15 protein-coding genes are annotated in these 24,594 nt (G+C 41.7%); 11 read left to right on the top strand and 4 right to left on the bottom strand.

Going from position 1 to position 24,594, the window contains the following annotated elements:
• Positions 1-17 precede the first annotated feature (17 nt).
• From C825_RS26675 to C825_RS26660, 4 genes are all read right to left on the bottom strand, one after another.
• Positions 18-875 carry an enoyl-ACP reductase FabI gene (locus C825_RS26675; RefSeq protein WP_009859931.1) on the bottom strand — a complete coding sequence of 286 codons (858 nt, stop codon included), beginning with the start codon at positions 873-875 and terminating at the stop codon, positions 18-20.
• Between the two features lie 158 nt (positions 876-1,033).
• Entirely contained in the window at positions 1,034-3,499 is a 2,466-nt protein-coding gene (locus C825_RS26670; RefSeq protein WP_009859930.1) for a bifunctional UDP-N-acetylmuramoyl-tripeptide:D-alanyl-D-alanine ligase/alanine racemase, read from the bottom strand.
• 3 nt (positions 3,500-3,502) lie between these two features.
• On the bottom strand, positions 3,503-4,489 hold the full coding sequence (locus tag C825_RS26665) for a GSCFA domain-containing protein (protein WP_010800807.1): 987 nt from the start codon (positions 4,487-4,489) through the stop codon (positions 3,503-3,505).
• Position 4,490: 1 nt separating this feature from the next.
• The gene (locus C825_RS26660) at positions 4,491-5,132 is read right to left on the bottom strand and encodes an HU family DNA-binding protein (protein ID WP_009859928.1); all 642 of its coding nucleotides are present in this window, start codon (positions 5,130-5,132) and stop codon (positions 4,491-4,493) included.
• Between the two features lie 367 nt (positions 5,133-5,499).
• Between C825_RS26660 and C825_RS26655 the strand changes: the two genes are divergently transcribed.
• The 11 genes from C825_RS26655 (at position 5,500) to C825_RS26605 (ending at position 24,568) form a co-directional block, all read left to right on the top strand.
• Positions 5,500-8,952: a DUF6383 domain-containing protein gene (locus tag C825_RS26655; protein WP_250690622.1), complete on the top strand. Its 3,453-nt coding sequence runs from the start codon at positions 5,500-5,502 to the stop codon at positions 8,950-8,952.
• A 309-nt stretch (positions 8,953-9,261) separates the two neighbouring features.
• Complete coding sequence (locus tag C825_RS26650; RefSeq protein WP_010800805.1) at positions 9,262-9,840, top strand: RNA polymerase sigma-70 factor; 579 nt, start codon at positions 9,262-9,264, stop codon at positions 9,838-9,840.
• Between the two features lie 64 nt (positions 9,841-9,904).
• Entirely contained in the window at positions 9,905-10,939 is a 1,035-nt protein-coding gene (locus C825_RS26645; RefSeq protein ID WP_010800804.1) for a FecR family protein, read from the top strand.
• A 442-nt stretch (positions 10,940-11,381) separates the two neighbouring features.
• The gene (locus C825_RS26640; RefSeq protein WP_228100118.1) at positions 11,382-14,600 is read left to right on the top strand and encodes a TonB-dependent receptor; all 3,219 of its coding nucleotides are present in this window, start codon (positions 11,382-11,384) and stop codon (positions 14,598-14,600) included.
• A 12-nt stretch (positions 14,601-14,612) separates the two neighbouring features.
• Positions 14,613-16,325, top strand: a complete 1,713-nt coding sequence (locus tag C825_RS26635) for a RagB/SusD family nutrient uptake outer membrane protein (protein WP_010800802.1) — start codon at positions 14,613-14,615, stop codon at positions 16,323-16,325.
• 27 nt (positions 16,326-16,352) lie between these two features.
• On the top strand, positions 16,353-16,829 hold the full coding sequence (locus tag C825_RS26630; protein WP_009859922.1) for a DUF5018-related domain-containing protein: 477 nt from the start codon (positions 16,353-16,355) through the stop codon (positions 16,827-16,829).
• 110 nt (positions 16,830-16,939) lie between these two features.
• On the top strand, positions 16,940-18,622 hold the full coding sequence (locus tag C825_RS26625) for a right-handed parallel beta-helix repeat-containing protein (RefSeq protein WP_010800801.1): 1,683 nt from the start codon (positions 16,940-16,942) through the stop codon (positions 18,620-18,622).
• A gap of 55 nt (positions 18,623-18,677) precedes the next feature.
• Positions 18,678-20,678, top strand: coding sequence for a glucosidase family protein (locus tag C825_RS26620; RefSeq protein WP_010800800.1), 2,001 nt, complete (start codon positions 18,678-18,680; stop codon positions 20,676-20,678).
• A gap of 388 nt (positions 20,679-21,066) precedes the next feature.
• Complete coding sequence (rsmH, locus tag C825_RS26615; RefSeq protein ID WP_009859919.1) at positions 21,067-21,999, top strand: 16S rRNA (cytosine(1402)-N(4))-methyltransferase RsmH; 933 nt, start codon at positions 21,067-21,069, stop codon at positions 21,997-21,999.
• A gap of 44 nt (positions 22,000-22,043) precedes the next feature.
• Positions 22,044-22,397: an FtsL-like putative cell division protein gene (locus C825_RS26610; RefSeq protein ID WP_009859918.1), complete on the top strand. Its 354-nt coding sequence runs from the start codon at positions 22,044-22,046 to the stop codon at positions 22,395-22,397.
• A 2-nt stretch (positions 22,398-22,399) separates the two neighbouring features.
• The gene (locus C825_RS26605; RefSeq protein ID WP_010800799.1) at positions 22,400-24,568 is read left to right on the top strand and encodes a PASTA domain-containing penicillin-binding protein; all 2,169 of its coding nucleotides are present in this window, start codon (positions 22,400-22,402) and stop codon (positions 24,566-24,568) included.
• Positions 24,569-24,594 lie beyond the last annotated feature (26 nt).

Raw genomic sequence — 24,594 nt, 5'->3', positions numbered from 1 at the left:
CAGCTATTTACGGCTGGTTAACCGTAAATAATATTTCCGTTCTCGTCGGTAAATTCTTCTAATCCTTTGCTGTACTGGTTCATGGCGCGAAGGCTCATGCCCATGCTTGAGAAGCCACCATCGTGGAAAAGGTTCTGCATAGTAACCTTGCGGGTCAGGTCGGAGAACATTACGATGCAATAGTTTGCACATTCTTCGGCCGATGCATTACCCAGCGGACTCATCTTATTGGAGAAATCCATCAGATGATCCATACCTTTCACTCCGCTACCGGCTGTTGTCAGGGTCGGCGACTGAGAGATCGTATTAATACGTACTCCCTTTTCGCGTCCGTAAATATAACCGAAGCTGCGTGCAATCGATTCCAACAGGCTCTTGGCATCCGCCATGTCGTTGTAACCGAAGAAAGTACGCTGTGCTGCCACATACGATAAAGCAAGTACCGAACCGCAATCGGCGATAGCATCCTGCTTTTTGGCTACCTGGAGCATCTTGTGGAAAGAGACGGCGGATATATCCAATGTCTTTCCCAGCATATCGTAATCCAGGTCATCGTATGTACGTTTTTTGCGCACATTCGGACTCATACCGATAGAGTGCAATACGAAATCTATTTTTCCTCCCAGTATTTCTACTGATTTTGAGAATACCATTTCCAGATCTTCCACGCTAGTGGCATCTGCCGGCAGCACTTCTGCGTTCAGCTTTTTAGCCAGGGCGTCGACTTCACCCATACGTACGGCAACCGGCGTATTACTTAATGTAATAGTTGCCCCTTCTTCCACAGCCTTTTCTGCCACTTTCCAGGCAATCGACATCTCGTTCAGCGCACCGAAGATAATGCCTCTTTTACCTTTCAATAAATTATGACTCATACCTTTATTTAATTTATTTACGGCACAAAAGTACATAAAATGTGCAAGATAAACAATTTATGTCCGGCTTTGCTGCATAACTTGTGGAGAACTTCCCTTAAAAGAAAAAGCCCGGACGCATATTTCTGCATCCGGGCCTCCTGTTATTTGTCGGAAAATTATTCCCTGTAATAAACTCTTTTTACCCGTGGAGAAACTGAGGTCAGTATCTCGTAAGGTATAGTTTTCAGTTTGTCGGACAGTTCGCTTACCGGAAGTTCTTCGCCGAAGACGATGACTGGGTCGCCTTCCTGGGCGTCTGTGTCGGTCACGTCGATCATGCAGGCATCCATACAGATATTTCCGACGATCGGACAGCGTTTTCCGTTGATGGAGACTTCGCCTCCCCGGTTACTGAAATGACGGTCCAGGCCGTCGGCATAACCGATCGGGATAATGGCGATGCGCGAATCACGGTCCACATAAGTACGGCGGCTGTAACCGATGGAGTCGCCAGCCGGGACATGTTGTATCTGAAGGATGGTGGTACGCAGGGTACTGACATTGCGCAGGCCTTTTATGCCGGAAGCACTTACACCGTATAGTCCGATTCCCAGGCGGACCATATCCATCTGATAGTCCGTGAAACGTTCGATTCCGGCAGAGTTCAGGATATGTTTGATGACTTTATATTCCAGGCCGTTTTCCAGTTCGGCAGCCGCCTGGGTAAATGTATTCAGTTGTTTCTTTGTGAAATCATCGAAGATGGATGAGTCGCTTCCCACCAGATGGGAGAATACAGAACGTGCCGTTACGCCACTTTGTTCTTTCAACCGTTCACAGATCGCCGGGACGTCATCCGGTTGGAATCCCAGGCGGTGCATTCCCGTGTCTATCTTGATATGGATCGGGTAGGAGGTGATCCCCCGTCGTTCCGTTTCCTTTATCATGGCATCCAGCAGGCGGAAGCTATATATCTCCGGCTCCAGATTGTTTTCAAACAAGACATTGAAACTGCTGAATTCCGGATTCATTACGATAATAGGGATTGAGATGCCCTCTTTACGGAGTTCCGCCCCTTCATCGGCAACGGCGACGGCCAGGTAATCGCAACGATGTTCCTGTAATGTTTTAGCCAGTTCGTATGAACCTGCCCCGTATCCGAACGCTTTTACCATACAAACCATCTTGGTTTCCGGTTTCAGTTTCGAACGGTAATAGTTGAAGTTATGCACAACCGCGTCCAGGTTTACTTCGAGGATCGTTTCATGCACTTTCTTTTCCAGTAACTCGGAGATACGTTCGAAGTGGAAGTGGCGTGAGCCTTTTATCAGGATCAGTTCGTCTTTGAACTTCTTGAATGTCGGTGATTTGAGAAATTCATCCGTGCTGAGGTAAAATTCCTTTTCGATATCGAATGCACTGCCATATTCTTTCAGATCCCGTCCGATACCGATAATCCGGTCGATGTTTTTACGGCGAACCAGGTCGGCAACCTTTTTGTAAAGCGACTTGGGCAAGGTGCCTGATTGCAGGATATCGGAGAGGATCAACGTACATTTCAGGTTCTTGTCCACATGACGGCTCTGCTGGAAGTCGAGGGCGATATCCAGCGAGTTGATATCCGAGTTGTATGTGTCGTTGATCAGCATGCAATTGTTGATGCCTTGTTTCACGTCCAGACGCATAGCGACAGGCTCCAACCTGGCAAATTTATTTGCATCATTTACGCTGGTCGGCTTCAGATAAAGCATTACTGCCAGGCAATGGATCACATTTTCAATGGAAGCATCATCGGTGAAAGGAATGACATATTTCTGAGTCAGCCCGAGCAGTGTGCAAAGGATGACTGTTTCCTTCTCTTTCTTTTCGATCTTTTCGATATAAAGCGGTGCATCCGAGTCTGTCCGGCTCCAGGCAATCGCCTTATGTGAAAGGCAGGCCGATTCGATACAGTTGGATATAAACGCATCATCCCCGTCATATATAATGGCTTCGCATTCATTGAACAAAGTCAGTTTCTCCAGGCATTTCTGCGTGGTAGAAATGAAATTTTCCTGATGTGCTTCTCCGATATTGGTAATAACACCGATAGTCGGTGAAATGATCGGGCGCAGGTTTTCCATCTCATCCGGTTGGGAAATGCCGGCTTCAAAGATTCCCAGCGTATTCTTGTCGCTTATTTGCCAGACGGACAGCGGCACGCCCAACTGTGAATTGTAACTGCGCGGCGAGCGGACAATGTTGAATTCCTTGTGCAATAGTTGATAAAGGAACTCCTTTACAATCGTTTTCCCGTTACTGCCTGTAATGCCGATCACCGGGATATTGAACTGTTTCCGGTGATGGGTAGCCAGTTTCTGAAGAGCTTTCAACGTATCTTTTACCACCAGGAAATTTGCTTCTCCGAGCGATTCGAACTCCGGAAGCATTTCGCTCACTACAAAATTGCGGACGCGCAGTTTGTAGAGTTCCTTTATATATCTGTGTCCGTCGTTGGTCTTTGTCTTAAGGGCAAAGAAGAGACTTTGTTCCGGAAAAGAAAGCCGGCGACTGTCAGTCAGCAAAATGCTGATGGTGCTATCCTGCAAGTTATTTGCCTGCGCACCGATAATTCTGACGATTTCTTTTATTGAGTATTCCATTCTTTACATTAGTTTAGACTTTATTATTTCCATCTCTTTTGTACTATCAAAGGAAGGAAATTTCTCGTTAATTCGTTCCATCTTTAACAAAGTTTGCGAGATGAAGCGTTTATAGGCTTCACTTTCGGGTTGAAACGGGCGATGATTAATAGCCTTTTGGATCTCTGCCCATTCTTTAAGGAAGCCTTTCGTTTCATCGGATAAGAAATTTTCTGTAAAACGTTGCCAAATATAATCAACAGCGAGTTCCGAAGGATGCAGCATATCGGTTGCATAGAAGCGGTAATCGCGCAGCTCATCCATCATGATTTCGTAGGCGGGGAAGTAAGCGATCCGTTCCGGATAGGCCATCTGGAGCGTATCGGCTGCCAGTAGCAAAGTGGCCTTACTGAGTTGATTGCCATGTGCCCCGTCCTTCCAGTGGCGTATCGGACTGACGGTGAAAAGTATCTTCAGGTCCGGGCATTGCTCCCATAAGGAGAGCAACAACTCCTTCCATTCCGACACAATCTCCGCCACGGATAGCATCGAGCGGTCAAACATTTTCTCCGGTAGCTTATGGCAGTTTGCTACCACCTGGCCGGAACTTTTCAACCGGTAGACATAGGCAGTCCCCAGTGTGATCACCATATATCCGGTTTTCCTGATTTCTTGTGCCGAGGCAAACAATCTGTCGTTAATCTTTTCCAGGCACTCTGTCTCCGAGGTGGAAGAGAAACGGCTGTGGTGCGTAAAACTATGATATACGCCTTCGTGCCGGAATAAATCATTTGCTGTAAACCGCTCCGGATGTAGCAGCATTCGCAATGCGGCAGCGATGGATGCCGGATTATACAGTGTTCCGAACGGATTAATATCGACATTGAACTTGTTCTCAGCCAGTTTCGCCCCGATATTTTCCGCAAAACAGGAACCGAGCAGTAAGATGCGTTCCTGCCAGGAAAGCCGGAAAGGAGGCTTGGGTATTTTGATAGCGGTGTATAGTTCCATATTATTCCGTAGGGTCGTTAGGTAACGGGCCGGCTGTTGGTTGTTGGGGCGAACGCCTGGTGTAGAAAGCTCGTTTTCCGCACCAGCTCTTTTGTATCTGATTGTCTTCAAGCAGCTGTTCCAGATCTTTTTTAGTCTTTTGCCGCGTGCATTGGTTCAGGCTGGCAGCAACCGTCAGGTTGATTGTCCCATAGTTTTTTATATACCACAGGATACGTTTCTGCCGGATATCGGCATTGTAATTTTTTTTCTCGCTGGTCCCTTCCCGCCGTTCGATACGAACGCCCCGGAAACGTTTCTTCAACTCCGGATCAGCACGGAACTCCACGTTCTTAAACTCAATGGATGCCGAGCGTATGTCTTTTTTGTTTTCCACCTGCTGCTTGCATCTCAGCGTTACTGAAAACGTACCGATCCCTTCCAGATGTACACTCTGGCTATTACTGAGACAGAAGTACAACCGATCGCTGATTGCCTTGATTGCCCCTTTGATATCGGCTGTCGTGAAAGTGCTCATGCTCTCGATCATCCGCGCCAGTTCGTTGGTATTGACGGTCTGGATATTGATAGCTCTGGCATGTAACGTCGGCTTCTCTTCCCCATTCCTGGGGGGATTGGCAAATAAGTCGTATTCAATACTCATATTCCTCCTGATGTTTAAGGTTTAACGTCATGACTATTAAGGATTTTTCTCCCTAATCTTATTTATGAAACAATTTCTTTTCATAAATGTAAGGTTAGGAATACAAATATGTAAGGAATGCTTTACTTTTCTGTAATGTGTTCCTTTCATATTTAAAAGTCCGTACCAAAGGTAATAAATCTCCTGATATAAAGAATTAATTATTCGGTACTTTTTCTTAGTTCTAGTAGGATTATTGGGTATGTGTTGTAAAGTGCTGAAAGAAAAGCTATATAGTTATATATTAATGTACGCCCGTACATTAATATTATTGAGTAAAAAATGTGTGAAAAAATAGAGTGTAATTGGTTGATTAATAAAGTGGCGATTGAGAAAAAGCCGTGGCGAAATAAAACGTTCCTTTTATCTCGCCAGTTTTTTTCATACCTTTCGTTTTGAAGATATTTTTTATCTGTCTATTGCTATTGCTTTGATAAGAATAGCAAACAATGTAAAAACATCTTCAAAAAGAAAGGTAAGAAAAAAATATTGTGACGAGATAAAAGGAACGTTTAAACTCGCCATTTTTTGGGGAGTGGAACGTTTCTATTGTGAATTGGACTTATTACACTTTAGTATTAATATTAAATTATTTATTATGAACAAAAAGTTTACTACTTTGGTAGCTAGCGCTTTGTTAGCTATTGGTTCATTTTCGGGAAATGCAGCTGGTATTCCTTCCTTAGACTTGGGAGTAAACACTGGTTTGTATCAGTTGCAAGCTGGCGATAAATTCCTGGCTATCGAAAATGACAGTTTGAAATTGCTTACAACTCCGGGCGATTTGACTTTAAATACACTGTGGTGTGTTGAAGTTCAATCTTACAATCAAGGGCAAGCAATTAAATTTGAATTCAGAAATAAGGCTAACGGTGAGGTTTTGGAAGTTTCTGAAGATTATTTGACTGGTGTTGCTGTAAATGGTACTACTGCTGATTTGGAAGTTGGTGGTGCTATTGGCGGTTGGGCTTTCTCAAATGCTATTAACCCTTTGCAATCAGGGAGACCTTTGTATTATTATGTTGATGCAAATACTGTTGTTGCATTAAATGCAAGTACTGCAACTGATGCTGCCGGTAATAACTATGTGAATTTAAAGAAATTTGCAGCAGAAGAAGAGAATAACTATGATGCTCTCAAATTTACTTTAGTAGAAGCAGCTCCTATGACTCTTACTGCTTCTCAGATTAATACAATCTTGGGAACTCAGGAAGCTACAGAAGGTGTTCAGTTGACTTTTGATCCGAATAAGAACAAAACTTCTCAAGTGAACTATTTTACTGACGCTCCGTTCTTGGCAGAAGAGATAGAGGGTGATGATACTTGGGTTCGTATCTTGAATAAAGAGGATGAAAAATATGTATATGTAGATACTGCTTATGTTAATAACAACGGTGAAAGATTCTTAGGTTTTAATACAACCGATGAAGAATTAGGCACAGATATTGATGATCAGTCTAAGTTTACATTTACTTATTGGCCTTCTATCGATAGCTTGGTAATTCAGGTTAAACAAGCTACTTATGATGCAGACGAAGATGGTTTTGCTAATGATTTTGTAAATGCTTTGACTGTTGATGGAAATGTAAGTGTTACAGGAGTAAGCGAAGATGATAAGAACTATGTAACAATTCAGGATTTGGTTAGTGCTGATGATATTCGCATTGTAACTATCTATGGCAAGAAAGAAACTGAGATTAAGTTTAATCTTGGAACTTGCGGAGAACCGGCTCAAAAACATGAAACTACTATCGCAGAAGGTTTGTATTTGATCAAGAATAAAGCTGGTAAATATCTGGCAATGCCTATCCACGAAGATTCTACTTATCATTGGGTTTCTTTGGAAGCTAATGTAAATCCTTGGGATATGCCTTCATTCCAGTGGGTAGTTGAACACACTAGTAAGAAAGACAATTCTCCGATTTCTATCATCAACCGTGAGTTTGGTAAAGAAAAAGGTACTGTAGCTGCAAGTTTGCAATTGAAAGACAATGCTGATGCTGTTATCAATGGTGAAGCTGTACAGGTTGTAGTTAAAACAGTTGGTGAAGCAGATACTGATAAGGCAGGTTTCCAGAAAGCTACATCTGCAATCATGAGTAATAAATATCTGGGTTATAGATTCTTGGATAAAGACTCTTTGACTGTGACTTCTTACAAGTTGAAATACTGGACTTCTTTTGCATCTGACGATCTGTATATGGGTGCAATGAAGAGCGGTGACTCTGTAATTTATGTAGGTGCTAAAGATAATTATGTGCTGAAAGCAACAGGTGATGCTGCTAACTATGGTTACAAAGGTAATGTATCTGGTTTGTCTCAATTGGTTCGTCAGGCTTATACAATGAAGTCTAAGGGATCTGACAAAATGGTTGTAGAAGCAGGTGAAAACAGAATCGCTGTTTCAAATGCAACTAATGCTCAGATTGCTAAATTCTTCTTCAAAGCTAACAACAATGTAGAAGGTACTATTTATTATGCATTGGTTGATACTGCTTATAAGATGGCTCCGGATTCTCTGCGTAAAGTAGGTGTTGATGAAAACAACAAATATCTGAAGAGACAAGTAATGACAGAAACTCGTACTTCTGCCTTTACTGTAGAAGTAGACAATGCTCCGTTGTATCGTCGTTTCAATTCTGCTTTGGAAGGTGTTGCAGGTGATGCTACTGACACATTGCGTTTCTTCGAAAGATATCGTAATGAGTATCTGCAACTTGAAGCTAATAAAAACTTCATGGTTGAAGGTATCCAATTCTTAGGAATTGATGCTGCTGATAAAGCAAAAGATGGTTTATCATTCATCGTTGATACTGCATGGGTAGAACGTGCAGGAAGTAGAGGCTATATCAAACCTCAATATTTGGTTTCTCTGGCTAGCGAAACAGCTCCTACTATTACAATTGTTGAACGTTGTCCGGTTTGTCAGGCTTTGATTGAAGCAGGTAAAGATGCTCCTGAACAATGTATCCATGATAAAGTTTATACAGTACCTGGTCACGTAAGAGGTCACTATTTGGTTAACTTTGTAGATTCAGTAGCTGCAAATAACTCTAATAATGCAATTGCAAAAGATTACAATTGGGGTAAATATTCTCGTGTAGGTTTCGTTGACGGTGTTCACGTTGGTGATAGCTTGTATCTGTTGATTGGTCAATTCGCTGGCATTGCAACAAAAGATATTGATTTGTCTGCAATCAAGAAAGCTAATGATAAATATATTGCCGATGGTGGTGCAAAAGATCGCAATGGTAATGGATATTATATCAAGAACCTGAGAGGTGATGCACACAAAGCATATACTTGGTCATTCCGTTATGTAGATACTGATGCTGCAGTAGAAGAAATCGAAGAACCGAATCGTTCATTCTTGTTCGAATCACTGCCGTTGAATGCTGCTGATGTTATTGCTCCTTCTAAAGCTTCTTGGTTGAAGATGCAGAATGGTTGTCTGGTAATGTCTGATGCTAATGCTTCTACATTTAACGAAGTTATTACAGGTGGTGATGATGCTTTGATCTTCAATGTAGAACCGGGTTCTAAAGATGACATTGCAACAGATGCAATCGCTCCTGAAGTATCTACTATCAGTGTAACTGCAACAGAAGGTGCTGTTGTTATCAAGGGTGCTGCTGGCAAGACTGTTACTATCAGCAACGTTCTTGGTCAGACAATTGCTAACACTGTAATCTCTTCTAGCGAAGCTACAATCTCTGTTCCTGCAGGTGTAGTTGTAGTAGCTGTTGAAGGCGAAGCTGCTGTTAAGGCAATCGTAAAATAAGAATAATTTTAAACAGAAATAAATTCTAAAATTTCCACGAGTTGGGGTAGAGACGTAGTACGCTACGCCTCTACTATCCATCAACTACCCTGTGATAGGCGAACAAGTGGTTATTAATATTAAGTAATAAAATAAAGTTCTTACTGTAATTTCTCCCGTGAGGAAGGAATACAGAAAAAAACAGCCTCTGCGATCTTGTGTCGTAGAGGCTTTGTTGGTTGCAGTTGTTTTGCATGATAAAATAGGTTGAAAATGAAAAAATGTAATTAATTTAGCTGCCAGGAAATAGTGTTAATACTTGAAATCGATATGGGAAAACTGGATAAACAACAAGAGTACTTTGTTTTGTCTGCTTTGAAGCAAGACAGCAAAGAGGCTTTCTCATTATTGTTTCAGACCTATTATACCGATCTTGTATTGTTCTGCGGGAATTTTATAAAAGACAAAGATTCTTGTGAAGACATTGTTCAATCAATCTTTTTAAAACTTTGGAACGAGAGGAAAAACATACAGATTGAAACTTCTTTGAAATCTTATTTGTTGAAGGCTGTCCGTAACAGTTGTTTTGATGAATTTCGTCATCTTGAAATTGTCCGTCAGTATGAGACGGAGTATGAAAATACAGTACTTGATTCTTACGATACGGAAAATTATGTCTTGTATTCAGATTTGCATGACCATTTGCGTCATGCCTTGGAACAGGTGCCGGAGTTGTATAGGGAAGCTTTTGAGCTGAATCGCTTTGAAGGATTGAAATACAGGGAAATAGCAGAAAAGCTGAATGTATCGGAGCGGACTGTTGAAGTCCGTGTCAGTAAGACTTTGGAATTATTACGGAAATATTTGAAAGATTTCTTTATGCTATTGCTTTCAATAGGTATTCCCTAAAAAAAGTTATAAACCATGTGGGAAATGATTCCCCGGACGTCTTAAATACTATAAAAGAGAAAAAATGACAGACAAAGATCAAATACAACCTATTATCACAGCTTATCTATCCGGTAAAGCAACGGCAGAAGAACGCCGTAAACTGGATGATTGGGTGAAGCAATCTCCTGATAATGACCGATATTATCAGGAAATGCGTAATATATGGCAGGTGATGCACCCCGCTTTTACCCCCTCTGAGATTCATGTATTTGAAGCCGAGAAAAAAGTTTTAGCAAATATCGCAACCACAAGGAGGAATATCGCCCGTACATTAATTATCTATTGGCAACGTATGGCTGCTGTCCTTGTCATCCCTTTGTTGATCATCTGTACTTATTTATTTTTAGAGAAGGATAATGGGGTGTATGATGAGATAGAGTATCAGGAAGTGAAATCACCTCACGGTACTTTCTCTGAAGTCCGTCTGCCGGATGGAACGAATGTCTGGCTGAATGGTGGAAGTACCCTGAAATATCCCTTAACTTTCCGGAAAGGCGAGCGGGATGTTTTCTTGAGTGGCGAAGGATATTTTGAAGTGCATTCGGATAAAGAAAATCCTTTTATCGTAAAAACCGGTCAGATAACTCTCCGGGCTACCGGTACGGCTTTTAATGTGGAGGCCTATGGAAGTGATTCTATTACTGCTGTTACTATGGTTAACGGAAAGATAGATGTCGCTTTCGGAAACTCTTCACCTGTTGCTATGGTTCCGGGAGAACGAGCTTCCTTTAATAATCTCACGAAACAATGTCTTATTGCAAAGACTGATCCTTATAAGTGGTATGCCTGGAAAGACGGACTGATGATATTCAGGGATGACCCATTATCGTATGTCTTTAAGCGCCTGGGATTAACTTTTAATGTGAATATAGAATTAAAAGATCCTTCTTTAGCTAATGCACCTTATCGTGCTACTTTTGAATATGAATCGTTGGATGAAATATTGCGTTTACTTGAAATGAGTGCTCCTCTGCATTTCAAGCAGAATAAGAGGGTGAAGGACCGGAATAATGCATATGAGAAGCAAACAATAGAAGTGTATAAAAGAAAAAGGTGATGAAAAATATCACCTTTTTATCTTCCGAATAAAGAAAATCTGATTTTAAATAAAAAAAATGACTTTTCAGTTGTGGTAAAAAACAGCTGAGACGTCTTAGTTATGTATGAAAAGATAATTATTATTTGTTCACTATAAAAATCTGATGCCTATGAAGTAGTCAATTATTAAGATCAATGAGTAAGCAGCTTTAAATAAAAAGGAAAGGTGTGCGAGACCTTTCCTTTGATTGTTTAGCTGTTTAAAAGTTTTTAGTCAACCTTATTTTTCTAACTAAACAAACAAATGTATGAATTCCATTTCGGATAAAAAAATCGAAAGGCTAAGTTTTGCCATTAAAATTTTTCGAGTTATGAGATTATGCTTGTTATTTATAGCTTTAAGTCTAACGCAAGTTTTTGCCTCGGTATCTTATTCTCAATCAACTTCATTGACGCTCAAAATGAAAAATGTTTCTATTGAAGATGTATTGAATAAGATAGAGGAAAAAACAGAATTCCGCTTTTTGTATAATAAAGACGTTGTAAACGTGGGACAAAGAGTGAATGTTTCTGTTAATGAAAGTAGCATTTCGGATATTCTGAATAATATACTGAAAAATACAGATATACATTATACTATTAGCGATCGTCAGATTGTATTAAGTAAAAGTGGATTATTCGCTTTGGTTAGTAATGAACGGATTGTGACCGGGATAGTGACTGATGAGAATGGAGAACCAATCATTGGTGCTAATATTATAGTAAAGAATGATCCGACACTAGGAGGGATTACTGATGTCAATGGTAAATTTAGTATAACAGTTCCTGAAAAGGCAACATTGGTTATTTCTTATATAGGATATGAATCCAAAGAAATAGCTGTGACTAATCAATCTGCAATACAGGTCGTTTTAAAAGAAAGCCACAGTCAATTGGATGAAGTGATCGTTGTTGGTTATGGCTCGACATCAACCAGAAAAACGGTAAGTTCAGTAACTAGTGTAAAAACAGATAAGATAGACGAACTGCCATATACAAGTACATCTGCTGCGTTGCAGGGACGTGCTGCCGGTGTAATTGTTCAGCAAACAGGAGGAGAACCAGGTGGAACAGTTCCTACAATTTCTATCCGCGGTGGTGGTACTCCTCTTTATATCATTGATGGTATTATTCGTGAACCATTGGACTTTAATGCTTTGACTTCTTCTGATATTGAATCAATATCAGTATTGAAAGATGCGAGTGCAACAGCTGTATATGGTGCTCAGGCTGGTAACGGTATCGTTCTTGTCACTACTAAGAGAGGAAATAGTGAAAAGATCAATATTGATTATACTGCAGGTTTTGATTGGAGCAGACCGACCATTATTCCGGACCGGGTCAATGCTGTTGAATATGTAACGGCAGCCAATAAAGCGGCTGAATATGATGGTCGTGGAGCTTATGCCATGTACTCGGAAGATGTGGTCAATAAAGTGTTGAACCATTCTGATCCGGCTAATTATCCGGATAATGACTGGCTGAAAATGGCAATCAATAATTTTGCACCTCAGATGCGGCATAACCTGTCTATGTCGGGTAAATCTAAAAATGGTGTGAAATATTATACTTCTCTGGGTTATTTAAATCAGGAATCTTTATTTAAGCAGTCCCATAACAATACTTTTAAACGCTATAATATCAGAAGTAATGTTTCTTCCTCTTTTGATAATATCGGTTTGGAAGTGGGGCTGAATCTGGATGCAATTTTGGAAAAGAGAAATCCGAATCCATATGGTCAGTCACAGATTTGGAGAAACTTATTGGCGTATAACAAACCAATAGACGTGGCTTACAATCCTGACGGGACTTACAGTGCTTTCTCTGTTCATCCATTGGCCTGGCTGGATAAAGAATCGGGATATGACCGGGTTTCGGATAATATATTAAACACACAACTTTATGCAACCTGGACGTTACCTTGGGATAAAGGGTTAAAGTTTAAAATTTTGGCTAACTCCCGCTATTCTAATTATAATGAAAAGTATTTTAAATCCAGTGCTCCCCAATATTCTCCTTCCGGGGTATTGAAGGAGGCTGCCCCATCTGAAATGTCACTGACAAATAGCTGGTGGCGTAATAATACATTGGAGGCTAGTGTGGAATATAGTCGTGCTTTTGATCGACACTTCCTCGAAGTCCAGGGAGTGTATAGCTATTATAATACGACAAATGAAGAATTCAGTGCATCGAGAAATGGCTTTATTTCAAATGATTTCGACCAGTTGTTTGCCGGAGACGCATCTACACAGCAGAACACCGGAACGGCTCAGGAGGGAGCACGTATTGGGTATGTGGGACGTTTGAGATATAATTATGCTGATAAGTACCTGTTGGAGGGAAACTTCCGTTATGATGGTTCTGATAATTTCGCAAGAGATCAGCGTTGGGGATTTTTCCCATCAGGTGCTGTTGCATGGGTTGTTTCGGAAGAAGGCTTTATGAAGACATTGAAGGATAAGCAGATTATTGATTTCTTTAAAATCAGAGCTTCTTATGGACAAGTGGGGTTGGAAACCGGAGTTGCTCGTTTTGGTTATATTCCTACTTATTCATATAACTCTCAATCTGCCGTTGTAGGAGGTGAGTTTGTTCCAGGTTTTACAGAAGGGAATCTGGTGTCGAATGCTTTGAGTTGGTATACAAAAGATGTATTTGATATTGGTTTTGATATGGCGTTCCTGAACAATCATTTGAATTTTACTTTCGATTATTATTATTATAAGACGAAAGGATACTTGATCTCTCCTCAGAATCGTTATACAACTACATTGGGAAAAGATCTTCCACAAGTGAAATCGAATAGTATCCATCGGCGGGCTGGTTATGAAGCAATGGTAAGATATAAGAATAAAGTCGGTCATTTGAATTATGATCTGGGTTTCAATTTTACGACTTATGATGAGTTGTGGGAAGTAAATGAAAGTGAATCGGAAGCCACTTTGAAAAACCCTAAAAAGCGTTCAACCCATCAAAAGAATTATTATGGAAATGCGTATCAGTCAAGTGGTATCTATCAAAGTGCAGCAGATGTCCTTGATAATCCTCGTTTCCTGAGTGCTACGGAATTGAAACCGGGTGATCTGGCTTATATTGATGTAAATGGTGATGGTAAAATTGATTCGGAAGACCAAGTGAGAATCGGTAAACCGTTCTTCCCGTCATTTAACTATGGCTTTGATTTCAATTTGGATTACAAAGGCTTTTTCTTGTATGGACTATTTCAGGGTACAGGACCGCGTTATGTTGAATTAAGCGGTTTGATGAAAGGTGGTAATACTATGGAGATGAATTATAAGTATCAGCTGGATTTCTGGACTCCGGAAAATGCGGATGCGGCTTATCCCCGTGCTTCTTCTTATCAGAATATTAATAGTTCGAACAATACGCAGTCTTCTGATTTCTGGATTAAAAATGCAAGTTATTTCCGTTTGAAGAGTCTGCAGTTCGGATACGATTTCAAGAATATATTGTTGAGGAATGTGAATGCGATTAGTAAATTGAAATTATCGGTAATGGGGACCAATCTCTTTACTATCTCTGGTGTGAAAGATTATTTCGATCCTGAAGTTGTGGATGGTAGCGGACAGGGATATCCTGTTCAACAGACATTCTCAGTTGCATTAAATGTTGGATTTTAAAAAGAAACAAATATGAAATATATAGCAATTTTATCGACTTTTATTCTTTTGTTTGCCTCATGTGCAGATGATCTGGATAAATCTCCATTGGATAAATTTTCAGAAGATAAGGTGTGGAGATCTGCAGAAGGAGCACAGACTTTTATTAACGGGACTTTATATGTATCCAAGTTGCTGACGGAGAATGCAGATGACTGGAGTGATAATTCAGTTGTCAACACAGAGATGAGCGCTGCTGTCAGAACAGTTCGCGAGTTGATGACGAATGCCAATGATTATGGTTGGAACAAATTCGGTGAAATCCGCCGGTGCAATCTGATTATAGAGAAGGTTACTGCTTCCGAAGATATAAAAGAAGCGGATAAGGAACCTCTGATCGCACAGGCTAAAATGCTCCGTAGTATTGTTTATTATACTCGTGCCAGATTGTTTGGACGCTTGATGATCGTTGATCGCGTACTGACTCCGGATGACGACCTTATGTTTCCTCGTTCGAAAACGATAAAAGAAACTTATGATTTTATTATTAATGATCTGACTGAAGCTGCGGAAGGATTGCCGGTGACTGCATCTGCTGGTGCTTTGACAAAAGGTGCAGCGTATGCTTTAAAAGCAGCTGTTTGTTTGCAGGGAGCAGCTTTTTTAACAGATTCTAATGAGAAAAGGGACTATTATCAGCAAGCAAAAAAAGCGTGTGAAGACTTGTTTGCATTGGGTATTTATTCTTTGGAAAGCGATTATGGAAAACTGTTCAATGATTATTCTACCGGGTTAAGTTCGAAAGAGGTGATTCTGGCCACTTATTATTTATCAGAGACGACAAAGATGTCAGGAACATGGATGCAATCTATTGTCCCTAACCAGGGAGCTGGAAAAATACCGGAAGAGGTGGCTGCTGTATGGCCTGTGGAAAACTTTGAGGGGTGGCATGATAAATCTCCGTCTCAGGATTTGGTTGACGCTTATGAGGTGGTTGATGCCGACGGGAATGCTAAAACATGGGATGAAACATCTTACTATAAGAATTTCAAACCGAATGTCGATTATGTAAGTAATGCAATCTATAGGAACCGCGATGCCCGCTTTTATTCAACGATAGCTTACGACTCAGTCAAATATTTTAATTCAATCATTACAACACGTGTTGGTGGAAACTTGTATTATTTGAATAATAAGGAGAAAGACCGTCATATGACAAAAACAGGTTATTTATATATTAAGAACCTCTATCAGGATAAATCAGTCATTGCTGGCGTGCCGACAGACTGGCATTTGATTCATTTGCGTCTGGGACGTTCGTATCTAGACTATGCGGAAGCTTTGTTGAGACTGGGGGAAACAACTACAGCAATTGAATATATAAATAAGGTTAGAATGACTCATGGAAAGTTACCAGCTTTGTCGACAGCTCTTTCCTTTGATCAAGCCTGGAAATATTATAAACAGGAACGCCGTGTTGAACTGGTGCAGGAAGAAGATAGATATTGGTCTTTACTCCGTTGGGGAAAAGAAGACGGATTGGATGAAATTGAAGAACTTAATACACCTCCGACAGCAATAGAGATTGCGGCTGATGGCAAAAGTTTTGAGATCATACCGGTTCCGGTTGTAGGTCCGTCTAATGATAGAAAATTTACAACCAGAAGATACTTTTTACCGATACCCAAAAATGAAACAATTCTGAATGAAAAGTTGTCGGATGATCAGAATCCGGGTTGGGAATAATTATGAATATATTAGAATTTATTGAATATGAAACAACTGATATTAATTAAGTACGTATTGCTCTCTTTCTTGTGTATCTGTTTGTCATCGTGTCTGACGGCAGGATTAGATGATGATCTGCCTGTTTATACAGAGGCGGAAGTAACGGCATTCAATTTTGAATATCGCTGGACTATACAGGAGGGTATTAGCGAGAAGTTACAAGTAAAAACATTGACTGCACAGACGAAAATCAATCAGGCAGAAGGACTTATTGAATGTGCTATTACAGTGCCTAAAGTTTCCGGAACATTTACGGAAGAAGTAAGAAATCAGGTTTCCTTATCCAAATTAATAGGATATGCAACTATTTCAACTGCAGCATCGATTGCGCCTGTAGGTTCTGCTCCGGTATTGGGGAAAGTTGGAGATTTTTCTCAATCAGATATGGTCTATGAGGTGACTGCGGCCGATAATAAGAATAAAAAGCAATGGAGATTGGTGATTACAAGTTTTACTAAGTAGCTGTAACCATATGTAAGAAGCACTCTTTTGGAATAAAGCTAAGCGATTATTCTTTAAGAGTGCTTTTTTGTATCTATAATATGATTTGACAGAATAGAAATTGAGTTAAAATGAAGAGATTAATATATTTATTTATCATCTTATTCCATTCTTGGTTGTATTGTTATGCAGAGTCAGGACAACGGATCAGTGTATTGGATTTTGGAGCAATACCGGATGATGGGCTTGATGATTCGGAGAATATTCGTAAAGCTTGTGAATATTGTAGGGATAATAAATCTACCGTCTTGTTTTTTCCGCCAGGTCTGTATAATTTCAGGGATTCACTGGCATTACAGATTGAGCGAGAGGCTATAAGCGGAGTATATGGAGATAATGTACAAGGTCGCTTATTTAAACCGGATGCCCCTTATGTGAAAGCATTGGATTTGTTTGGAGCGGAGAATCTGGTTGTGGAAGCGGAAGGTGCTATATTATTATTGGAGGGATGGTATGAAGTTGTTTCGATAGATAAGGCCCGGGAGGTAACAATAAAAGGTTTGAGTATTGTTTATCGGAGGCCGCCTAATACGGTGGGGAAGATAACTAAATTGAATGAAGGTAGCTTTGATATGCAGATCGATCCTGAACGGTATTTTTATTTGGATAAAGATGTAACAGGCAGAGTTCATTATGTGGATGCTATGAGAGAGAGATTATATACTGGTGGCAGAGTTTCCGGAAAAGAGTTGCTTTCGAAAGACATGATCCGGATTTATACTGATTTCAGACCTTCTACAGGTGATTTCTGTGTATTGCGTCATTCCGGGCATTATCGTCCTGCAATTATGATAAAGGAATCGTCTGATATTTATATTGAAGGAGTTAAGATTCATAGTCAGCCGGGTATGGGAGTTGTCGGACATCTGTCGGAAAATATAACTTTAGAGAATCTGCAAGTGATTCCGGAAGCTGGTATGATTATTTCAACTAATACGGATGCAACACATTTTACTAGTTGTAAAGGAGAAATTGTGATAGAAAATTGTAAATTTGGAGGGCAGGGAGACGATTGCACAAATATTCATAATTATTATTATACAATTGTTCCCCAAACAAAAAGATCTGTAGAAATAAAAATACAAAATGCAGACCTTCATGCTTTATCATTGGATTATCCGGACGTTGGTGATACTTTGTTGGTTGTGAATAGGAGTAATTTGATGGAGAAAGAACATTTTATAGTGGAGCAGGTAGATACGTCTACTGTAGACTGGAGGGTGAGTGTGACATTGAATAAAGACTGGCTTATCGGTTCTCCGGATCTTTATTATATGACAAATATTACACGTCGTCCCTCTGTTCGGATTACGAATAATACAGTGAAGAGTCACTTGGCAAGGGCATTTTTGATAAAAAGCAGGAATGTTCTTATCAATAAAAATGTAATACAGAATAGTACTGGAACGGCTATTCAATTAGGAGCTGAGGCTGGTTGGCGTGAAAGTGGTCCGGTGGAGAATGTGTTGATTGAAAATAACTGGATTTCCGGTTGTGGTTATGCACAAGGAACTCAGGGAGCTTCATCCGGAATCAGTATATCTGTATCCGGTATAAGAGAGAATACGGGTTTTTTAAACAATAATATTCTTATTCGGAATAATATTATTGAAGCGGTAAATGAACATGCTATATCGGTTGAAGACGCGAAGAGTGTTCGGATCATCAACAATGATATTTCGGGATGTCCGCATCCTGTTTACATGAAAAATACTGAATCTGTAACGGTGAAGGATGTTCGTTACTCTGATTAGTAATGGAATTATAATAAAAGTAATGTGTGAATAACCATTTATATAATAAAGTATCATGAAGAAGTTTTTATTTGTGTTTTTATTCTGGACTCTTGTTTGTGGCGGAACTCTTTCCGCTCAAAACCGTTGGTCGATCAACCCCGACGGCAGTATCTCCTGGAATGTCAAAGACCGTATCCCTCATTATGACCATATTGAGATGAGCGGGCTGAAAGTTTCGACTGTGCTTCGTTACGGGGTGAATGCCGACGGTTCTTTTGAACTGAATAAAAGTATGGTTTGGCCCATGTTGCGCACTATCCCGAACAATACACATGCCAGCCTGATGCGCCGTTTTGCTTGGAATGCAACGGATATGGTGTCGGTGAACGGACAATCGTTATCCGGAGAAAAGGTGAATAAGATTACGCTGGATGGGAAAATGACGGTAGAGAGTACTATTGGCCTGCCTCGTAATGCAGAAGCTGAACTGACACGCATCATTTTCCCGGCGGTGGCGAAACCGGCCGTTTATGAAAAGTATATCCTTCGGAATACAGGTAGTTCGCCTCTTACGGTGGAAGTGCCCGAATCGCGTGCCGTGATTAACACAGACCCGGAAAAAGGAGTGGACGGCAGTTATAAATTAGTCTCGGAAATTATCGGGGCAGCAACCAAACAGCTTCAGCCGAAAGAAGAACTTGTTTTTTATGCTGCTATCACCGGCTATAAAAACGGTGAAGCAGAATTGAAACCTGATGTGGAAAAGGAACTTCAGGAGCGGAAGGAACTGATTGCAGGCTTTTGGAATAACCTGATTCTCGAAACACCGGACCCAGTTGTCAATACCATGTTTGCCTTTGCCAAAATACGTGGTGCTGAAAGTATTTACGATACCAAAGGCGGATTGATGCACGGTCCTGGCGGTGAGTCATATTATGCCGCTATCTGGGCAAACGACCAGGCCGAATATATCAATCCCTTCTTTCCTTATCTCGGATATGGAGCCGGAAATGGCTCGGCCCTTAATTCGTTTAAACATTTTGCCCGTTTCATGAATCCGGAGTATGAAAAGATACCGAGTTCAATCATCGCAGAAGGTATTGATGTTTGGGGTGGGGCCGGTGACCGTGGCGATGCGGCAATGGTCGCTTACGGAGCTTCCCGTTATGCCCTGGCAAGAGGTGGCAAGGCGGAAGCCGAAGAGTTGTGGCCTCTGATTGAATGGTGTCTGGAGTATTGCCATCGTAACCTGAATGATAAAGGAGTGGTCGCCTCTGATTCAGATGAACTGGAAGGACGTTTTCCTGCCGGAAAAGCCAATCTTTGTACCTCTTCATTGTATTACGATGCGTTGCGCTCGGCTGTCTATCTGGGAAAAGATTTGAAGAAGCCTTTTTCTGTATTGAGTGCTTATGAAAAACAGGCAAGAGACCTTCGGGAAAATATGGAAAACTATTTCGGAGCCAAAGTCGAAGGCTTTGACACGTATCAATATTATGAAGGAAACGATGTCCTTCGTTCCTGGATTTGTATTCCTCTGACTGTTGGAATCTTTGACCGCAAAGAAGGTACGATCAATGCCCTGTTCTCTCCCCGCCTGTGGACGGAGAACGGTTTGTTGACCCAGGCAGGAAGTGAAACATTCTGGGACCGTTCCACCCTTTATGCTTTAAGAGGCGTATATGCCTGCGGGGCAACCGCGAAGGCAACAGAATATCTGAAATTCTATTCCAATCAACGCCTGTTAGGTGATCACGTGCCTTATGCTATCGAAGCCTGGCCGGAAGGAAGTCAGCGCCATCTTTCTGCAGAAAGCGGATTATATGGGCGTATCATCACGGAAGGAATGTTCGGTATTCGTCCGACAGGACTGAAATCCTTCACTTTTACTCCCCGTTTGCCGTCGGAATGGAACAGTATGAACCTGCGTAAAATAAAAGCATTTAATACAACATTCGATATCGAAGTGCTCCGTGAGAATGGAAAACAGTTAGTTACTGTCAAATCCGAGGGGAAGACACTATTACATAAAGCCATAAAAGAAGGAGAAATCGTTTCTGTTAAACTAGACTGATTACTAATCTATTACAGTTTCCTCGTAGTTCCCTGCTTTGGAAACTGGCGTTCCCTGCCTGGGAAACTACAATTCCCTGGGCAGGGAACTCTGATTTCCTCCCGAGGAAACTCCGGTTTCTTGGGAGGAAATTGTATTTATCTCCCTGTTTGTTCCATTGCAGAATCACACTATTGTTTGGGGGCAGCCTTGATCTTTTGTCTACTTTTCTATCAAGAGAAAAGTAGGTCTCCCCCACCTGTTGATAACTTTTTTGTACTTTTCTCATATATTTCTTGGAAGGTAATTTGATAAATGTTTAATTTTACCCACAAATATAGTAAAGTGCCCGTTGCCAACGAAGTAGGGTGCTTTTGTTTAAGGGAAAGTTTAACGTGTAAAACAGAAAATGGAAGAGAAAGAGACTAGCTATCATGTACCGGTGATGCTCGATGAAAGCGTGAAAGGCCTGAATATTCAAGAAGGGGGTATCTACGTGGATGTGACCTTCGGAGGTGGCGGACATTCACGCGAAATCCTGAAACGGATGGATAGCGATGGCGAACTTTACGGATTTGACCAGGATGCCGACGCCGAACATAATATTCCTGATGACTCCCGTTTTGTGTTTGTTCGCAGTAATTTCCGTTATTTGTATAATTTTATGCGTTATCATGGCGTAGACGGCGAAGTGGACGGGCTATTGGCCGACCTGGGCGTTTCCTCTCATCATTTCGATGATAAAGACCGTGGTTTCTCTTTCCGTTTCGACGGAGCGCTGGATATGCGTATGAACACCCGTGCCGGCCAGACGGCTGCCGATATCGTAAACAACTATACGGAAGAAGCATTGGCCGACGTCTTTTACCTTTACGGCGAACTGAAAGTTGCCCGCAGGCTAGCCTCATTGATTGTCCGGACACGTGAAAACAAAAAGATAGAAACAATCGGAGACTTTCTGGAACTGGTTAAACCCTTTACCGGAAAAGACAAAGAGAAAAAGTTCCTGGCACAGGCATTCCAGGCCCTTCGTATCGAAGTGAACGACGAAATGCGTGCCCTGAAAGAAATGCTGCAACAAACCCTCCAGGTCTTAAAGCCCGGCGGACGTTTGGTTGTAATCACTTACCATTCTCTGGAAGACAGGCTGGTAAAGAACTTCCTGAAAACAGGAAATTTTGAAGGAAAAAGCGAACAAGACTTTTTCGGAAATGTACAAACGCCATTTCGTATGGTAAATAATAAAGTAATTGTGCCTTCCGACGAGGAGATTGAAAGAAATCCCCGTTCGAGAAGCGCCAAATTAAGAATAGCGGAGAAGAAAGGAAAAAAAGAGAATTGAAAATTAGGTTCGCGTTCGTATAATTTTCAATTAAAAAGGGAGTTATGGAGGAAAAACAACAACGTAAAAAGTCAAAGAAAAAAGAGAAACGTCTTTCTCTTTTGTATGTGCTGGGCGGTGGTATCCTGAACGAGGATTTTATCGTTAAACACACAAGAATGATTGTGCTTGTTGTGATAATGATATTTTTCTTCATCGGCAACCGCTACACCTGCATGCAGAAACTAAGGGAGATCGACCGCCTGCAACAACGTTTGCGCGACATTCGTTTCGAGGCATTGTCTATTTCATCGGAACTGACGGGCAACAGCCGTCAGTCGCAAGTAGAATTATTGATTGAAGAACAAGGTATTGAACTGGAAGGAGCCAAAACTCCGCCGTATGAATTATACAAATAAATATGGCAGAAGAGAATGAACCAATAGAAATCGCCCCGAAAAGTAACCGTATATTATTCTGTTACTTTCTTGTCGTGCTATTATTGGGGCTTATAGCAGTGGGCATATTGTTTCGCACGTTTGATACAGCTTTTGTGGAGAAGGAGAAATGGGAGAAGGTGGCCGAAAGCCAGAAACGCCCGAACCGTCTGATATTACCCGGACGCGGAAACATCTATTCTTCCGATGGAAAGCTGATGGCTACCAGTGTGCCTCGTTATTATACCTATATCGATTTCCGTGCTGACGGATTTTCTGTCGATACGTTCCGGAATTCGAAGGTGAACGGGGTGGATTCACTTTCCGTTTATCTGTCACGTAAATTTAAGAACCGTACGCCGGCCGGTTATAAGGCGCATCTGCTTCGCGGACTGAATAGCAAAAGCCGTCAGTATCCCGTTTATGAGGGGCGTGCTTCTTATACCGACCTGAAAGAGATGAAGAAATTCCCGTTTCTCCGTTTGAGCCGTTATAAGAGTGGATTCTATACGAAGGAAATGGTGCAACGCCAGAAACCCTTTGGGACATTGGCATCCCGTACTATCGGAGATATTTACGGTGAGATTGAAGCCGGAGGGGTGACCAAAGGAAAGAACGGGTTGGAGTTGCAGTACGACTCTTTGCTTCGGGGTGAACCCGGAGTGAGTTCGGTTCGTCGTGTTGGTGGCGGATGGACGAATGTTGTTGAGATAGAGCCGGTCGATGGCATGGATATCCGGACTACGATCGATATCAATATCCAGGATATAACCGAGAAGTCATTGGTCGATATGTTGAAGAAGATCGACGCCGAATCCGGAACAGCCGTTGTCATGGAAGTGGCGACAGGCGAGGTGAAAGCGATAACCAATATGGGCCGTATCCGTGAAGGCGCTTATGCTGAAACCAAGAACCATGCAGTAGCGGATGAGATAGAGCCGGGTTCGACCTTCAAAGTCGCCTCTATGATGGTCGCTTTGGAAGACGGAATCTGCCAGCCAAGCGATACGGTGGATGTGGGCAAAGGTATTTATATGTATAAAGGTGCCCGTATGACCGACCATAATATGAATAAAGGCGGTTACGGTCGTATCTCGGCGGAGCAGGCTATCTGGTATTCTTCGAATATCGGTGTGGCGAAGATTATTCTGAAAGGGTACGAAAAGAACCCGACCAAATATGTGGAAGGTTTGTATAAGCTGGGCTTGACTATTCCGCTGAACCTGGAAATCCCGGGAGCCGGACGTGCCAAGATTCGTATGCCGAACGATACCGCCTTGTACTGGTCGAAGACAACATTGCCCTGGATGTCTTTCGGATATGAAACGCAGATACCGCCTATCTATACGCTGACATTCTTCAATGCCATTGCAAACGAGGGAAAGATGGTGCGCCCGATGTTTACTAAAGAGATTATGCACAACGGAAAGACGGTGCAGAGTTTCTCAACAGAGGTGTTGAAATCGTCTATCTGTTCAGACAAAACATTGGAGATTATCAAAGATATGTTGCTGGGCGTAGTAGAGAAAGGAACCGGTAAAGCCGTTCATTCGGATATCATCCGTATAGCCGGAAAAACAGGTACGGCGCAGATTGCTTCGGGCGGTGTTTACCGTACAAGCGGGCACCAGGTTGCTTTCTGCGGATATTTTCCGGCCGACGAGCCGAAATATTCCTGTATTGTCGTTATCCGCCGTCCGCGTATCGGTTATCCGTCCGGTGGAACGATGTCCGGGGGCGTGGTAAAAGCCATTGCCGAGAAAGTATATGCCAGCCATATGTCGTTTGATGTGCGTGATATGGAGCGCGATTCATTAGCCGTGATATTGCCGGCTGCAAAGAACGGGAATTTGGAGGCACTGGAAAATGTATTGGATAAACTCGATGTCAGTGCAAATACAGACAGCCTGGAGACAAAATGGGTTGTCGCAAAGCGTGAAGAAGGCGAAGAAGAACTTCATCTGCGTGACCTGGCAATCCGTGAAGGCCTGGTGCCGAATGTGATTGGAATGGGCGCTAAAGATGCGGTTTTCCTGCTTGAAAGTGCCGGTTTGCGTGTTGTATTGGATGGAATGGGACGTGTTTCCGCCCAGTCGATGGGAGCAGGTACACGGATAGCCAAAGGACAGTCCATTCGCTTAACATTAAGATAATAGAAAGGGGAGGTTTCCGGACCTCT

It is taken from the genome of Parabacteroides sp. ASF519 (assembly GCF_000364265.2).
Classification (GTDB): domain Bacteria; phylum Bacteroidota; class Bacteroidia; order Bacteroidales; family Tannerellaceae; genus Parabacteroides; species Parabacteroides goldsteinii.
Note: the sequence above shows the minus strand (reverse complement) of the source record. Positions and strands in the feature narration are given on the sequence as shown.